The following is a 16,314-nucleotide window of genomic DNA, read 5'->3' as shown; positions in this document are numbered from 1 at the left end:
GGTTTATCAACCATTTTACCGTTCATTGAAATAACACCTGAACCTTTGGCTTTAGCTTCTTTAATCGCATTCTGAACAGCCTTAGCTTCTTCTATTTCAGCTTGTGTTGGATCGAAAATAGCATTAACCATTGGTACTTGACGAGGATTAATAACTGACTTTCCGTCATAACCTAATTCGTGAATATACAAAGTCTCACGATTGAAGCCTTCAGTATCATTAATATTTGAGAAAACAGTATCAAAAGCATAAACCTCGGCACTACGAGCACTTTGTAAAATCAAATTACGAGCAAACTCTAATTCGCGGCCGTCTGGATAACGCTTAGTATGCATGTCAGCAGTATAGTCCTCCCCAGACATAGCCAAGCCCATCATTAATGGATCTGCTTGCGCAATTTCTGGAGCATTAAGAACACCTTTGGCGCTTTCAATCGCTGCCATAACACCAATTGAACCTTTTTCAACTCCATATTCTTCTTCAGCTTTTTCCATATCCTTAACTAACTTTTGGATCATTTCAGCTGATTCTGTCTTTGGCAAACGGATAACATCAACGCCGGCTTTAACCATTGCTTTAACGTCTTCGTCGTAAAATGGTGTATCTTGACCATTAATTCGCACAACAATTTCCGCACCGCCAAAATCAATGTGCTTAATTGCGTTATAAACAAGCATTCTAGCAGCATCTTTTTCAGTTAAAGAAACTGCATCTTCCAAGTCAAGCATAATTGAGTCGGCACCGTAAATCCCAGCATCCTTAAGCATTGCTGGGTTATTGCCAGGTACAAACATCATCGTCCGACGTAAACGATTCTTTACGTAAGTCATTTATTGCAATACCTCCAATTCCGGTTTATCAGTAGTTTCAGTTGCTCTTTGTGCTGCTGCTAAAGTACGTGCAGCAATAACACAGTCAAGTGCACCCTTATCAGTTGCTTTGACTTTGGCATCGTTAATGCCAAAGTTGTTCAAGGTATCTGTGATTACCTTTTTAATTTGATCGCCATATGCCTTGATTACTTCTGAATTCAAATCGATTTCAATGCCATCAGTATTAGGCATAACCATAACTTGAATATCAGAAGATTCAAGAGTTCCGGCAACGCCGATTGTCTTAATTTCCATTAATATTCATTCCTTTTCTAAAAAATTTAAGAACGATAAACATCATCAATAACAGTAAAGCCTCTGTCTTCAAGTGCCTTATCCACCCAAGCAATGTCCTTAGTACCATCTCTAAAAGCTGCTGCCTTAGCATCATCTTCTATATTGTACTTTTGGGCTTGAGGCAACAGATCAGCTGCTTCAGAACATGGAATTGAAATAACTCCATCTTTATCTCCTAGGATAATATCCCCAGGATTAACAGTTACATTGCCACATGCAACTGGAACATTAACTTCACCAGGTCCCTCTGTGTACGGTCCTGCTGGGGTAGTTCCAGTTGCATAAATTGGCAAGTCCCAATCAGCTAGTGCATCAATATCACGAATCGGTCCATCAATGACAACACCAGCAACATGACGTTGATCACGTAGCCAAGTCATCATTACTTCACCGATCATTGCACGTGAGTCATCACTTTCACAACTGATAACAATGACATCCCCTTCATGACAATACTTTAGTGCAGCATAGCTGGCTAGATTATCACCTGATCTACTGCTAACAGTGAATGCAGGCCCACATAATTCCTTTTTAGGATTAGACATTAACTTAATCCGTTGGTGCATTGATTGAGTTCTAGCCATGCAATCAGCAACATTAGTGGTCGGAATAGTCGAAAAGCCCTTTACAATTTTTTCATCTGGCAATTTACGTTTTAAAAAGATTCTCTTTCCTACTTGCATAATAAATACCCCTTTCACTAAATAAAACTATGAATAATTATACTCACATAGTATATCCTTTGCAATATTTAAAATTACTATTTTATTTTTTGAAATTATTAAAAACATAATAGTTTATTTTTTAATTATAAGTTTACTGAAAGTTATGAAATATTTTTATTTTTAAAATTTCAGTTATAATTTTATCTTTTTAAAACATATTTTCATTTTTAAAATAATTTGAACTTTTTTATAAAAATTAAATTTTTTGGTTGATAAGGGTCTATACCCATTGTATTATAGTAAAGTAATTTAATGATTTTTAATTCGGATAGATAATATTATTCTTATCCATCCCATTATTTTCATTAAGTACTATAATATCGGGCTTGCTAATAAATTATTTAATAAGTCACGCACAGAAAGGATTTTTTGTAAATGCAAGTTTTTTTAACATCTGTATCTAGTGTTGTCGTAATTATCCTAATTATGGCGCTCGGATTTCTTCTAAAGCAGTATAACTGGATTGGTGATAGTTTCAGTAAAGAAATTTCTGAAATTATTACTAAGATCGCTTTACCAGCTTCAATTTTTACTTCAGTAATGGAACACTTGAACCGTGGTAGTCTCTTCCAGTTAGTAAAAGAATCACTTTTTCCTGTTTTAGGAATTTTGATTGGTTACATTATTGCAGCTGTTATTGTTAAGGTTTTAAAAATTAAGCCGGGTCGCCGTGGTATCTTCATGGCTGCCTCTGTTAACGCCAATACTGTTTTTATCGGTATGCCTCTTAACCTCGCCCTGTTTGGTGAAAAGGCTATGTCATATCTTCTGATTTACTATATCGTTAACACTTTTTCCACTTGGACTTTTGGTGCTTTCTTCATTCAAAATGATGACCCAACTGCCAAGAGTAAAAAGGTTAAGCTTAGCTTGAAGAAGATTTTACCACCAGCTTTAATCGGATTCATTGTTGCGATTGTCTGGATGATTCTAGGTATTCCAGTACCTACCTTTGCAGGACAAACTTTGTCTTACGTAGGTAACTTGGTAACACCATTGTCATTAATCTATATCGGTATCATTCTTCACGATGCAGGTCTTAAGAATATTCGTTTAGACCGCGACACAGTTATGGCTTTAGTTGGTCGTTTCATTATTTCACCACTTGTTTTAATTATTTTAATTAAAATCGGTATGGGTGCAGGCTATCACATGCCAGACTTAATGCGGCAAACATTAGTTGTTCAATCAGCAACACCAATGCCAGCCGTATTACCAATTTTGGCTAATGAAGCTCATGGTGATGTTAAGTTTGCAACTAACGCAGTTGCATTAAGTAGTGTCTTATTTGTGATTGTTGTACCAATCTTAATGACCATTTTGAAGTTTATTTAATTAATAATAAATATAAACATTAAAAAGCATCAGGATTTTTTCCTGATGCTTTTTTAGTATTTTAAACTAATTTACTTTACTGAAGACTTCGCAAACCACTAATGTATATTCACTAAAGGGAGCTAGTCCTTCTTGCTCACATTCCTTAGTAAAGAAATCAACATGAGCCTTACGCCAAGATGCATACGTGCGGTCACCTTCGCCCTCATGATAAGCATGCTCTTGCGATACTTGCTTAAAGGGCATTATTTCACAAACCTTATTTTGGATAACACAAACTGGTTCATCAGACCCATTCAAAATAATGCAATATTTACCAACTTGTGCCAGACTATCGCTTGGATCATAAAGACTAGTCGTTGCCGTTTTTATTCCCCTTTTAACTAAATCAGCCAGCTCGTCAGCCATTTGTTTGGTATTACCAAAGGCAAAAGCCTCATCCAATTCGCTGGGGGCAATTTTATTTTTTACACAAAATTCATGCCAATATTGCTCTACTTGCTCATTCATTTTTTCACCAAATAATCCACTTCACTCGTGATTTTGAATCCGGCATTCTGATAGACATGAATTGCTGCTGAATTACTACAATCAACTTCGATAGAAAAATCCCGGCTCCCCTGCTTTTGCAAAATTGCCATCATTTGCTTAATGAAGAAGGTCGCAAAGCCACGTCCGCGAAAATTTTCTGCAATGAATAAGCCAAAGAAATAATCGCTTTGACCACAATCGACGCCGCAATAACCGACAATCTTACCTTGATAAAGCAGCACAAAACTTAAGCCAGTTGGGTCTTGCAATCCCTGAACTAAATAATTCATTGTTGTCGTTAATGGCTCTTCAAAAGATGCACTATAACTTTTAGCAACTTCAGTAACATCATCTTCTGTCATTTGCCGCACAGTCAGTCCTTGAAGGGGCAGAACATCAATTGCCTTGCTTGTCTTCATAAAATATTCAGAATCAGTAATTGTCAAAGCAGTCTTCTTTAAAAAATCTGGATTCTGCTGCAAAAAGACTTTTTCAGAAACAAAACTATATTGAGAATAACCATACTTTTGTAAAATTCTAACCGCATGCTCAAACATTTCAGTAGCAATGCCCTGTCTGCGCAAAGCAGGGGCAACAATCATGCTCAATTCAACTTCGCTGCCTGGTTCTTCATCAGCATACAGCATGGTTAAGCCAACTAGCTTCTGGTCACAATATGCTAGCACAAAGGCTGGCATTTGTGAAAAATAATTATACCTGTTACTCAAATAGGGTTCTTTAGCCGTATGGTCAAACTGCTGACTTGCGGCAATTAACTCATGCGCTCTTTTAAGTTCACGATCAGTTAGGGTTATTTTTTCAACAATCATTGTTTCTTTTTAAAACTCTTCATCAAATCTTCAGCGTTTTGCTTAGCTGCTTCTGTGACATCACTGCCGGCCATCATTTCCGCAATTGCAGTGATTGTTTCTTCTTGAGTCAAAGGCCCAATTTGCGTGTAGGTAGCACCATCTTTGACCTGTTTAGCCACCAAGTACTTCTGATCGCCGGCAGCCGCCACTTGCGGCGAGTGCGTAATCGCAATTACCTGCTTATTCTCGCCAATTGAGTGCATTTTAGCACCAATTGCCGCCGATACTCGACCAGAAACACCGGTGTCAATTTCATCAAAAATCATCGTCCCAACTGGTTCCACTCGGCTAAAAATTGCTTTTAATGCCAAAATCAGCCGTGACTGCTCACCACCGGAAACAATTTTGACCAGCGGCATTAAATCTTCACCCGGATTGGGCGCAATTAAGAAGACAATTTCATCGGTACCCTTGCTGGTAAAAGTTGTCGTACTCGAAAAGTCAATGGCAAAGCGCGCCTTTGCCATATACAGGTCAGCTAATTCCTGCTTAATTTTTTCTTCAAGACTGCGGGCAACCTGTTCACGGGTATCATGCAAGCCGCGAGCTTCTTGAGTCAGCTTGTCCTCAATTTTCGCAACCTGCTTTTGCAGTTCTTCTTCGTCAAGACCGCCGGTTTCATATTGCCCCAACTCTTTTTGTACTTTATTATAAAAAGCAAAAACATCTTCAAGATCAGGACCATACTTCTTCTTCAGGGAGTTCAAAGTATCTAAACGGTTGGAGACATACTGGTAACGTTCTTCATCAAAGTCCATTTCGTCCAAGACATTTGACAATTCACCACGGGCATCACTTAAAGCATAAACACCATCATCAATTGTCTTGGCAATATCCTTAAATTTAGAACCATATTCACTTAATTCATTAGCCGCGTTTTGGGCATCACCAATAAGCGTTTCAATGCCGTGTTCATCGTCATCATATAATTGCATTAAATAATTGGCTGTATCCACAATTTTTTGATAATTATTTAACTCATTAAATTCTTCTTCAAGCTGTTCATCTTCATGGGGATCGGTCAAATCAGCCGCAGCCAATTCATCATTTTGAAATTTTAAAATATCTTGTTTCTGCGCCAATTCTTGGGCATCTTTACGCAAGTGATTGAGGCGCGAAGTTAGATTTTGCCACATAGCAAAATCTTTCTGGTAAGCTGCTAAAGCCGTCTTAAAACTTGCTGGTGCGTAATTATCAACTAAGTCAATTTGACGATCCTGATCCATTAATATCTGCTGGTCATTCTGACCATGAATATCAACTAGGTAATTCCCCAATTCACGCAAGACATTAATCGTTGTCAACTGACCATTAATGCGCACGACATTGCGACCTTTAACGGCCAATTCACGGCTAATAATCAATTGACCATCAGAATCTGGCAGACCATACTTTTCACACAACTTAGTGATCTCATTGGCGCCCTGATTAACCTCAAATAAGCCCGTCACAACAGCCTTATTTTCACCGCTGCGAACCATTTCTTTTTGACCGCGACCACCCATCAGCAGCGATACAGCATCAATAATGATTGATTTACCGGCACCAGTTTCACCAATCAGCACCGTCATATTTTCTTGAAAGCGAACCTTCAACGCCTTAATAATGGCGAAGTTCTTAATATCCAGCTCAACTAACATTATTTACTCCTAAAGCTCATGAACCGCGCGTTCTACAACCTCTTCTGGCGTACCTGACCATAATCTTTGACCGCCATGTTCTTCTTTTTGCAAATGAATCAAAAATTCAATATTACCCTTACCGCCCTTAATTGGCGAATAATCAACATCAAGAACGTTAAAGCCAACTTTCAGCGCTTGTTCAATCGTATGCTCAATAACAGCACAATGAACCGCGTGGTCATGCACGATACCATGTTTACCGACATTTTCGGGACCAGCTTCAAATTGAGGCTTAATTAAGCAGACTGCATCACAACCATCTTTTAAAATGGCAAACATTGGCGGCATAATTAAATCTAGCGAAATAAAGGAAACGTCAGTCATCGCGAAGTCAGGTAACCCTTGGGTAAAATCTTCTGGCTTACTGTAACGGAAATTTTGCTTCTCCATAACGACAACACGATTATCGTCCCGCAACTGCCACGCCAATTGGTTATAACCCACATCAAGTGCGTACACCATTTTGGCACCATTTTGCAATGCCACATCGGTAAAGCCGCCAGTTGACGCGCCAATATCCAAACAAATTTTATCTGTTAAATCAATCTGAAAAGACTTCAAGGCTTTTTCTAATTTAAAGCCGCCGCGTGAGACGTACTTTTTGCCATCATCCTTAATGTAAAACTGTTCGTCTTCGGGAAAGCTGGTCCCACTCTTATCAATTCGTTGGTGATTATGGTCTGACACTAGTCCCGCCATAATTGCCCGCTGCGCCTGCGTTCTTGAATGAAAAAGGCCCTGCTCGGCCAATAAAATATCTGCTCTTTTTTTTGTCATCTACAGCACCTTTTGGTATAAATCAAGAAAGCCAGTTAAAACATCACCATTTAGACCCGTTAAGCTAGCTTGTGCATGCGCAATCAAGTCGATTAATTCTTGCCGGCTTTGCTTAATTCCAAGCAAGGTCAAAGTGTTGTTTTTGCCTTCTTCTTGATCCTTATGTGTTGCCTTGCCAGCTTCCTCGCTTGTTTCTACAACATCAACTAAATCATCATAAATTTGGTATGAACGACCAAAATCATGTGCAAACGTTAGTAGCTGGTCTTTTTTAACAGAATCAGCTTCGGCGTATGTCGCAGCCATTTCAACACAAGCCAAAATCAGGCAGCCTGTCTTCAGCCATTCCATCCGGTTAATGAATTGGGAATCATCAGCTACACTGGCATTATTAGTTGAATCAATATCGAGATATTGCCCGCCAACCATGCCGTTAGGACCAACTGCCTGCGTAATAATTTTAACCAGTTCAGCAGACTGGCTGCCTGATGCAATCCATTCAATTCCCATTGGCAATAATGCATCCCCAGCTAGAATCGCTTCTGCCTCGCCCCACTTTTTATGACTAGTCAACTTGCCGCGGCGATAGTCATCATTGTCCATTGCTGGCAAATCATCATGAATTAATGAATAGGTATGGATTAATTCAATCCCGCAGGCAATACGAATTTCTTGTTCACTAATTTCCTTATTCAAAGCGTCTAACGTTGCTAAAAAAAGCAGCGGTCGCAATCTTTTACCACCAGCCATTACTGAATAAGTCATAATTTGGCTAATCTTTTGGTCGTCAACTTCGCTTGCCAAATGTTCAGTTAAATATTCATCAACAATTGGCGTCCATTTAGTTCTAAATTCTTTAAAATTCATGTTATTCCTCTGGTGCTGCTGCGTTATTCGGATCTAACTTATGTTCTGTTCCGTCACTATCAATTAACTTGGCAACTGTTTCTTCGGCTGCCGTCAATTTTTGGTTCAGATCACGGCTCAACTTAACGCCTGCTTGGAACTCCTTTAGGGCATCTTCTAGTGGGACATTGCCGTTTTCTAAATTTGCCACGATTTTTTGTAATTCCGTTAACTGTTCTTCAAAATTATTTTTCTTGGTTGCCATTATTTGTTCTCCTGACTGACTTTACAATTGCCTTCGCGTTACCATCTTTAAAGTGTAATTTGATTTCATCATTTGTCTTTAGCTGTGTAACCGAGCTAACCGTCTCTTTTTGAATATTAGTGGCATACACAAAGCCGCGATCTAATGTTTTTAAGGGACTATAATCACTTAGTTGCTGACCAATTTGTCCTAATTGGTGGCGTTTTTCACGCAACATGCTGATCATATTAGCCTGTAATTTTTGATAATAAAAATCTTCCTGCTGCTGCAGCTGCTTAATTCGACTAGTGGGTGTTACTGCCGACAACTTTTGGGTAGTAAGTTGGTATTTCTGCCGTGCCCGTTCTAGTTGGTGCAGCATATTACTGTTTAAACGCTGCTTCAAGATATCCAATGTTTGCGCTTGTTCATCATAAAGCCGAGTCGGTTCACGCATGATAACTGAATTATTAATACGATTTAGAGCATCACGCCGAACTCGAATCACGTTTTGCATACTTGATAACAGACTGCTTTGCAGCTGGTGAACGTTGGCTAATTCATCAGCTAAATTGGGGGTCGCATATTCCGCCGCAGCTGTTGGGGTTGCCGCCCGACTATCAGCCACTAAGTCACACAATGTTGTGTCAGTTTCATGCCCAACCGAAGAAATCACGGGCATTGACATGGCATAAACCTGTCTAACCACCGCTTCTTCATTGAAGGGCCATAAGTCTTCAAGCGAGCCACCACCACGACCAATAATCAGCACATCATACTTATCACCATATGACTCAATCTGCTTCATTGCCGCAACCAGAGAAGCTGCTGCGCGATCACCTTGAACTTGCGCCGGAAACAAATCAACTTCCGCGTGTGGAAAGCGCCGATTGGCAGTTACTAAAATATCATGGATTACAGCACCTGATGCACTCGTAATTACAGCAATATGATCCGGAAAGTGCGGCAAAGGTCGTTTATGGTCTTGAGCAAACAAGCCTTCCTGAGCAAGCTTAGATTGCAGCTGCTGTAATTGTTCATACAGTGCCCCTAAGCCAGCAGGTTCCATTGATTCAGCGTAAAATTGATAAGAACCTTGTGGTCCGTAGACACTAACATAGCCAGTCACAAAGACCTTCATGCCTTCTTCCGGTCGAAATTTAACCTTATCAAAATACGACCGGAACATGACCACATTGATTTTCGACTTTTCATCTTTTAATGAAAAGTACTGGTGCGAATTACGCCGAAAGCGAAAATTTGATAATTCACCTTGCAGAAAAACTTTATGCAAATACGGATCATTTTTAAACTTTTGCGTGATATAAAAATTTAAATCCGTAACAGTAAGATATTGATTATCTGCCATAATTTCTCCTTGTTAGCTTAACCACCTGTTCCATCAGTGATTCAACTGTTAGTGGACCAATACCGCCGGGAACCGGTGTAATATAGCTGGTCTTAGGCGCGACTGCTTCAAAATCGACATCACCGGCAATGTGACCATTGACCTGGTTAATGCCAACATCAATGACAACAGCATTCGGCTTAATCATCTCCGAAGTCACTAGATTTGCCTGTCCAGCTGCCGATACTAAAATATCTGCTCTCTTAGTATATTCGGAAAGGTTCTTAGTCTTCAAGTGCAAAATGGAAACTGTTGCATCTTGTTCTAGCATTAAGGCAGCTAAAGGCTTACCAACAATACTGCTGCGACCGATAATGACAACATTTTTACCCCGTAAATTAATTTGATAATGCTTTAATAATGCTAAAATACCGTGAGCAGTTGCCGGCTCAACAAAATGATCACCGCGCCATAGCCTTCCCACATTACTTGGGGTTAAACAATCAACGTCTTTTTCAGGATTAATATGTTCTAATGCTTCATTTAAATTAATTTGCTTAGGGACTGGCAATTGGATCATAATACCATTAATTTTTGAATCCTTATTTAACTGGTCAATTAAGGTTAATAAGTTAGCCTGACTTTCATTAGCTGGCAATTGGTAAATTCTTTGCGCAATTCCAATTTCTTGCGCGCGCTTTTTTTTGGTCCGTAAATAAATCTTACTGCTTGGATCATCACCAATATTAATTACGCAAAATAAAGGCTTAATTCCCTGTTCCTTTAACTGGGTAACCTGCTCTTGCAGCTTACCTGCTAATAAGTTAGCTAATCCTTTACCATCCAGAATTTGCCCCATTAATAATTCCTTTTCTATCAAAATAGCCGGCCTCACAGCCGACTATCAGTTATTTTTCAACAAAATTTGCCAAAACGCCATTAATAAATGGTTTAGTCTTAGGATCAGCAAATTCATCACATAAATTTAAAGCTTCATTTACTGCTGCCTTAGGCTCAATTTCATCACTATACTTGATTTCGTATAAGGCAACTTCCAGAATAGCAAGGGTAATTTGGTTAACCCGGTTAATCCGCCAGTTCTTTTTTAAGTGACTGGCAAGTTCACCTTTCAGCTCATCACGCTTAGTAATTATCCCCTCAATTAGAGTTTTCGAATAAGCAGAAAGTTCCTTCAAATCAAGTGCTGTAACAGTTTTAGCTTCAACATCTGCCGGCAGCATTTTGGCATCTTGGTTAGCCAAATAAACCGCCTGCATCGCAACTCTACGACTCTCGTGTTGATTCATTTTTACTCTTTTCATCAATATCGGAAAACAGCTCTGAAGTTTCACTGTCATCCGGGTATTCGTCCTCTGGGAAGACTAATCCAGTTACATGAACGTTAATTTCTGTAAAGTCTAAGTCAGTCATTTGCTTAACTTGCTGCTGCAAAGTTGTCTGCAACGCCAATGCAACTTTAGGCACATAACTACCTGCTTCAACGTTAATATAAACGTCAGCAATTAGATTATGATCTTCATCAAGACCGACTGTTACACCCTTACTGCGATCCTCACGTCCTAAAACCCGGTTAATCCCAGATCTGACACTGCCACGCATTCCGGCAACACCGTCAACTTTTTCGGCAGCAATGCCCATGATAACTTCAAGAACACTAGGATCAATTTCGATTTCTTCACCGTTATTTTTATCGTCTAAGACAATTTTTGAACTATCTGCCATTTTGTTTACCTCGAAAAAACTACTTATTTGCGCGAGATACGTATGTACCATCGGCTGTATTAATAGTTAAAACATCGCCTTCATTAATGAAGAACGGTACGTTAACTACTAATCCAGTTTCCATAGTTGCTGGCTTACCACCACCGGAAGAAGTATCACCTTTAATGTTAGGCTCTGTTTTAGCAACTGCTAAATCAACAGTGTTAGGAAGTTGAATTCCCAAAGTCTTACCATCGTGCATGATAACACTAACATCCATGTTTTCCTTTAGATAATTAGCTTCATCCTTAACTTGTTCATTTGGAATAGCTAATTGGTCATAAGTTGTCGTATCCATGAAAACATAACTTGAACCATCATTGTACAAGTATTGCATACCCTTGGTTTCAATCTCTGCAGTTTCTACCTTAGCAGTTGAACGGAAAGTGTTTTCTTGAACTGCACCTGTAGTCAAGCTCTTAAGCTTTGAACGAACAAAAGCACTACCCTTACCTGGCTTTACGTGTTGGAATTCAACAATGCGCCATAAGTCATTATTAAATTGAATGGTTAGGCCATTCTTAAATTCGTTAACTGAAATCATTGTCATATTAAGTACCTCATCTCCATAATATATCTTACCAATTTGCGCATAATTTTACTATTAATAATATTTAAATTTACAAAGAAATTAATTCGTCTTTAGGCAATGTAGATAAGGTTTCTGGTGTTTGATCGTGAACTAAGATGTCGTCCTCAATTCTAACGCCACCTTTATTTGGTAAATAAATTCCGGGTTCAACAGTATGAACCATGTTGTTAACTAGCTCTTGCTTACCAAATGGCAAGGCTGGCTGACACAATTCATGAATTTCTAGACCGATGCCGTGACCAATCCCATGACCAAAGTATTCACCATAACCTTGCTCTGTAATATAATCACGAGCAGCGCGATCAACATCGCGACCACAATTGCCAGCAACGGCTGCCGCAATTCCACGTCTTTGAGCTTCATGTACAATATCATAAATTTGATGCATTTCGCGGTCAACCTTGCCTACTGACACGGTCCGAGTAATATCGGCAGCATAGCCATGATAAAAGGCACCAAAGTCAACAACCACCATGTCGCCATTTTCAATTATCTTGTCACTAGCAACACCATGTGCCCAAGCTGAACGTACACCAGAAGCAATGATGGTATCAAAACTCGGACCATCACCGCCATTAACCTTAAACAAATAATCAAGTTTAGCACCAATGTTACGTTCAATTGCGCCAGGTTGAATTAACGGCAAAATCCCGTTAAAACTATCCATTGAAATATTGATTGCCTGCCGCAAAGCCACAAGTTCTAAGTCATCTTTAACATTGCGGACACGTTCAACTAATTCCTCACAAATAACAAATTCAATTTCTGGATTCAATTTTTGTAAGTTAGCAAATTCAACCGCCGAAACAAATTCGCCTTCAACCAAGACTCTTTTTAGATTAGCCTGCTTTAATTGCTTACTAATCTCAGCATCTTGACTGGCGTGCTTCATAATCACGGTTAATTCACCGGGAGCCTGCGACTTAATTTGACCAGCAAATCTCGAATCCGACAATAAAATCCGGTCCCCTTCAGCTGTTAAAATTAGCTGCGCTTCTTCTCCGGTGAAGTTAGTTAAGTAGCGGTAATTAGCCTGATTAAAAATTAATAAGCCGTCAGCATTCTGCTCCTTAACTAGCTTGGCAACTTTCACAATTCGTCTATTTAAAAGTGTTAATAATTGATTTTGTTCGTCCATTGCTTGCCTCTTTTACGAAAAAATACTTGCTTTTATTTTACCGCTAAAGATTCATATTTGACTATCTATTTAAATATTAAATTATATAAAATTAAAAACGCATAAAAAAGACGAGAAGCACGTGCTTTTCGTCTTTTTCTTAAGAACTAAATTACTTAGCTTCTTCTTCGACTGGGATAACAGAAACTTGCTTTCTGTACTTGTCCAACCGTTCAAACTTAACAACACCGTTTACTAATGCAAATAAAGTGTCGTCGCCACCCTTACCAACATTTTGACCTGGGTGAATGTGCGTACCACGTTGACGGTAAATAATAGTACCTGCGTGGATAGTTTGACCATCAGCAGCCTTAGCGCCTAAACGACGACCAGCTGAGTCACGACCGTTAGCAGTAGAACCTCCACCCTTGTGGTGGGCAAATAATTTAAGACCTAAAATATTCATATCATTTCACCTCTGAATTAAGCTTCAATTTTTTCAACTGTAACCTTAGTATAAGGTTGACGGTGACCATATTTTGAATGTGAGTGCTTCTTAGGCTTGTACTTGAAAGTAACAACTTTCTTTTCCTTACCTTGCTTTTCAACTTTAGCAGTTACTTTAGCACCCTTAACTAATGGACTGCCGATTTTAACATCTTTGCCATCAGAAACAAGAACAACTTCATCAAAGGTAACTTCTTTGCCTTCTTCTACATCAAGCTTTTCTACAAAAATAGCGTCGCCTTCAGCAACTTTGTATTGCTTACCACCGGTTTTAATAATTGCGTACATTACTGCACCTCCAAAAAATACTTAGACTCGCCAATCGGGGTGCTTTTTATAAAAGGCTTCTTACCCCGAAATGTGCGGTTGCAGATGTGGAGGTCTCCACAAATACAACTACTTTATGATACTCCCCTTAGGACAAGTTGGCAATAAAAAATTCTTGATTAGGAGTTCTTACTTTAAGAAATTACTATCTTATATTTGCCATTTACCGCCATGCACCTTAGCAACGTTTTCGGTAACAATAAATGCCTCGCCATCAATTTTGCGCACTTGAGCTACCAACTGACCATATTCATTTGGGTCAACGACAATTACTAATTGCTGCTTGTCCTCAGCACTATAACCGCCGACAACGTTATAGACGGTTAAGCCATCATAATCCTGCTGCAGCATTTGCTTAATTTGGGTTAGGCAATTATTGCTCATAATTCGCACCTGATATTTTTTATCCAGACCCGTTTCGGTGTAACGCATGGTAATTGTTGTAATAATTTGTGAAAATGCCGCTAATAAAACTGCCTCAATGCCGTCAACAAAGATATTTAAAATAATAATTGTCATATCAAGTGCCAGCAATGTTATCGTCGGGTCAAGATAAAAATACTTTTTAAATATCAGCGGTGGAATCGTGGTTCCGCCAGCCGAAGCATCAATTCTGTAAAGCATCGATACGCCGATTCCCATTAAAATACCGCCATAAATAACAGCCAGCATATTATTGGTTGTTAACTTAAAGCTCGGCGTTATTTCCATTAGAACTGGCAACAGTAGGCTACCTAAAGCTGCCTTTTTTAGCGTTTCTTTACCTAAGAAGATTGTTGCTAAAACCAGCAGCAGTGAGTTGACAATCAGAACCGTTACTGAGCGATTAATCCCCCAAACGGCATCAACCAATATTGCAATTCCTGTCGAACCGCCAGCCGCAATATTAATTGGCGCATAAAAGAAGTTAATTGCCAGCGTAATTATTTCTAAGCCACCCAAGAAAAATAGCCAGTATTGCCAAGTATGTGTTTGTTTCTTAATTGTCATCTCATCTTCCTTCCAAAATAAAATTGTTACTTCCTATTATAGTAAGAAGTAACAATTAGCTTCAAGAAATAAGAAACGATGATTATTATTCTGTTTCATATTTAATAGTTTGATTGCCCTCGTATGCCGGCAAGCCCTTTGCGGCGCGATACAATGCCCGCTCAAATGCTTGATAGCCTTTACTTGAGCTGACGGCAAATTTAACATTGTACTTGCTGGCAAATTCACGAATGTTCCAGGTGCTATCATGGGCCGCAAATGCAGTCACCAGAATCACAATGTCTAAATCCTTAATTTGATTCTCCATCACTTTTTTCTTACCCTGAAAAGCATCTATTGGAATTGGAATTCCATGATAGCGATTGACGATACTTTCCAGCATCGCCTCATTTTGATTATCACCAACAGCAATCCCCACACGCTGATAATGTAAGTCAAGCGCTAATTTGGTAATGGCAGTTTCGTCTTGAACCACCTTAACCTTTTTCTTTTTAGCGGCAGGCTTAGATTTTGGCTGGTCAACCTGATAAATCCAGCGCAATTGAATGGCATCGGCTGGATTCTTTTTTAAGCGGACATCCCCGTCATACCAAGCCAAATCCACAATTGAGCCGTCAACTAACTGGACATTATTTTCTTGATATTGACTTGAATCAACTGGCAATAGTACGGACTTGCCCCGAATGCGCAATTTTTGTCCCTTAATATTACGACTAACTGATAAATGCCCCGTCCTACCTTGGACAACGGCATATTTAAAGGTGGAAATTTTATCTATTTCTGTTGTTGGCAGCTTTTTAAAACCGACAACACGCAAAATGGTTGCTTCATAATTGGAGTTACTGTCTTCAGGCACTGCTTCAACAATATCACCGCTCTTTAAATTTAACGAGTGAATTTGCGATTCCTTCAAGGTATAAACACGCTGATTACTGTCATTAATCAAATCGCAGCCGCTAAGCAATCTAATTACCGTATACCGTTTGCCCTTGCGATAGTCACGCTTAGGCTTTTCTTTAGGTTGCATTGCTTGTTCAAAAATCTTCTGATTAATGACATCTTTCGTAGTGTTCGAAGCTTGGATTGCCTTTTCCAATTGACCTAAATTCTTACCATACTTACTGCCAATTTGAGATGTAAAAGTCAACTGGTGAATTGCCGACAGAGCCGTATTCTTAGCTGCTGGATCACCTGGTGTAGTAATTAAGTCAGCTAATCCAGTTAAAAGCAGCTCAACTTGTTTAGCATCAACTTGCACTTCACGCGCAGGTGCAGCCTTATTATCGCCATCTGCCATGCCCAGTATCATTTTAATTGCAGCCAAGCTATTACGCAGACTTTTGTCATCGCCAGCGGTATTATTTAAAATTCTTTTTAAATTATTACGATAATCAAACATCTTTTTTCTCAACTTTTCTAATCTAATTATTCTAGTATATACCAAATCAAAACGCCCTGGCAGCTGCTAAA

20 protein-coding genes and 1 other annotated feature are annotated in these 16,314 nt (G+C 39.1%); of the genes, 1 reads left to right on the top strand and 19 read right to left on the bottom strand.

What is annotated here, in order from left to right; all coding sequences use genetic code 11:
- From PT281_RS06705 to PT281_RS06695, 3 genes are all read right to left on the bottom strand, one after another.
- Positions 1-830: aldolase/citrate lyase family protein (locus PT281_RS06705; protein WP_277153150.1), on the bottom strand; the 830-nt coding region annotated here is incomplete at its 3' end.
- Entirely contained in the window at positions 831-1,127 is a 297-nt protein-coding gene (gene citD, locus PT281_RS06700) for a citrate lyase acyl carrier protein (protein ID WP_277153148.1), read from the bottom strand.
- A gap of 26 nt (positions 1,128-1,153) precedes the next feature.
- Positions 1,154-1,852: an RraA family protein gene (locus PT281_RS06695; RefSeq protein ID WP_277153146.1), complete on the bottom strand. Its 699-nt coding sequence runs from the start codon at positions 1,850-1,852 to the stop codon at positions 1,154-1,156.
- 417 nt (positions 1,853-2,269) lie between these two features.
- Here PT281_RS06695 and PT281_RS06690 point away from each other — a divergent pair, with 417 nt between their 5' ends.
- The gene (locus tag PT281_RS06690) at positions 2,270-3,229 is read left to right on the top strand and encodes an AEC family transporter (RefSeq protein WP_277153144.1); all 960 of its coding nucleotides are present in this window, start codon (positions 2,270-2,272) and stop codon (positions 3,227-3,229) included.
- Between the two features lie 66 nt (positions 3,230-3,295).
- Here PT281_RS06690 and PT281_RS06685 read toward each other — a convergent pair whose 3' ends face one another.
- From PT281_RS06685 to PT281_RS06610, 16 genes are all read right to left on the bottom strand, one after another.
- Positions 3,296-3,739: an ASCH domain-containing protein gene (locus PT281_RS06685; protein ID WP_277153142.1), complete on the bottom strand. Its 444-nt coding sequence runs from the start codon at positions 3,737-3,739 to the stop codon at positions 3,296-3,298.
- Positions 3,736-4,590: a GNAT family N-acetyltransferase gene (locus PT281_RS06680; RefSeq protein ID WP_277153140.1), complete on the bottom strand. Its 855-nt coding sequence runs from the start codon at positions 4,588-4,590 to the stop codon at positions 3,736-3,738. Before PT281_RS06680 ends, PT281_RS06685 begins: the two co-directional genes overlap by 4 nt.
- Positions 4,587-6,272, bottom strand: coding sequence for a DNA repair protein RecN (gene recN / locus PT281_RS06675; RefSeq protein WP_277153138.1), 1,686 nt, complete (start codon positions 6,270-6,272; stop codon positions 4,587-4,589). The genes PT281_RS06680 and recN overlap by 4 nt, the downstream gene beginning before the upstream one ends.
- A gap of 9 nt (positions 6,273-6,281) precedes the next feature.
- Positions 6,282-7,091: a TlyA family RNA methyltransferase gene (locus tag PT281_RS06670; RefSeq protein ID WP_277153136.1), complete on the bottom strand. Its 810-nt coding sequence runs from the start codon at positions 7,089-7,091 to the stop codon at positions 6,282-6,284.
- A complete protein-coding gene (locus PT281_RS06665; protein ID WP_277153134.1) occupies positions 7,092-7,958 on the bottom strand; it encodes a polyprenyl synthetase family protein in 867 nt (288 codons plus the stop codon).
- A gap of 1 nt (position 7,959) precedes the next feature.
- A complete protein-coding gene (locus PT281_RS06660) occupies positions 7,960-8,202 on the bottom strand; it encodes an exodeoxyribonuclease VII small subunit (RefSeq protein WP_277129460.1) in 243 nt (80 codons plus the stop codon).
- Complete coding sequence (xseA, locus tag PT281_RS06655) at positions 8,183-9,550, bottom strand: exodeoxyribonuclease VII large subunit (RefSeq protein WP_277153132.1); 1,368 nt, start codon at positions 9,548-9,550, stop codon at positions 8,183-8,185. Before xseA ends, PT281_RS06660 begins: the two co-directional genes overlap by 20 nt.
- Positions 9,540-10,388, bottom strand: coding sequence for a tetrahydrofolate dehydrogenase/cyclohydrolase catalytic domain-containing protein (locus PT281_RS06650; RefSeq protein ID WP_277153130.1), 849 nt, complete (start codon positions 10,386-10,388; stop codon positions 9,540-9,542). The genes xseA and PT281_RS06650 overlap by 11 nt, the downstream gene beginning before the upstream one ends.
- Before the next feature lie 49 nt (positions 10,389-10,437).
- The gene (nusB, locus tag PT281_RS06645) at positions 10,438-10,836 is read right to left on the bottom strand and encodes a transcription antitermination factor NusB (protein ID WP_277153128.1); all 399 of its coding nucleotides are present in this window, start codon (positions 10,834-10,836) and stop codon (positions 10,438-10,440) included.
- Positions 10,814-11,272 (bottom strand): Asp23/Gls24 family envelope stress response protein, encoded by a 459-nt coding sequence (locus tag PT281_RS06640; protein ID WP_277153125.1) that lies wholly within the window; start codon positions 11,270-11,272, stop codon positions 10,814-10,816. Before PT281_RS06640 ends, nusB begins: the two co-directional genes overlap by 23 nt.
- Before the next feature lie 19 nt (positions 11,273-11,291).
- A complete protein-coding gene (efp, locus tag PT281_RS06635) occupies positions 11,292-11,861 on the bottom strand; it encodes an elongation factor P (RefSeq protein ID WP_277153123.1) in 570 nt (189 codons plus the stop codon).
- A gap of 70 nt (positions 11,862-11,931) precedes the next feature.
- Complete coding sequence (locus PT281_RS06630; RefSeq protein ID WP_277153121.1) at positions 11,932-13,041, bottom strand: Xaa-Pro peptidase family protein; 1,110 nt, start codon at positions 13,039-13,041, stop codon at positions 11,932-11,934.
- Between the two features lie 151 nt (positions 13,042-13,192).
- Positions 13,193-13,486, bottom strand: coding sequence for a 50S ribosomal protein L27 (rpmA, locus tag PT281_RS06625; RefSeq protein WP_277129453.1), 294 nt, complete (start codon positions 13,484-13,486; stop codon positions 13,193-13,195).
- A 17-nt stretch (positions 13,487-13,503) separates the two neighbouring features.
- Complete coding sequence (gene rplU, locus PT281_RS06620; protein WP_277129452.1) at positions 13,504-13,815, bottom strand: 50S ribosomal protein L21; 312 nt, start codon at positions 13,813-13,815, stop codon at positions 13,504-13,506.
- 13 nt (positions 13,816-13,828) lie between these two features.
- Positions 13,829-13,905 (bottom strand) — a sequence feature (ribosomal protein L21 leader region).
- 99 nt (positions 13,906-14,004) lie between these two features.
- A complete protein-coding gene (locus tag PT281_RS06615; RefSeq protein WP_277153119.1) occupies positions 14,005-14,844 on the bottom strand; it encodes a YitT family protein in 840 nt (279 codons plus the stop codon).
- A gap of 85 nt (positions 14,845-14,929) precedes the next feature.
- Entirely contained in the window at positions 14,930-16,243 is a 1,314-nt protein-coding gene (locus PT281_RS06610) for a DUF2325 domain-containing protein (protein ID WP_277153117.1), read from the bottom strand.
- Between the last annotated feature and the right edge of the window lie 71 nt (positions 16,244-16,314).

Origin of the sequence: Lactobacillus sp. ESL0701, from assembly GCF_029433445.1 — a bacterium.
In the GTDB taxonomy this organism is placed as follows: domain Bacteria; phylum Bacillota; class Bacilli; order Lactobacillales; family Lactobacillaceae; genus Lactobacillus.
Note: the sequence above shows the minus strand (reverse complement) of the source record. Positions and strands in the feature narration are given on the sequence as shown.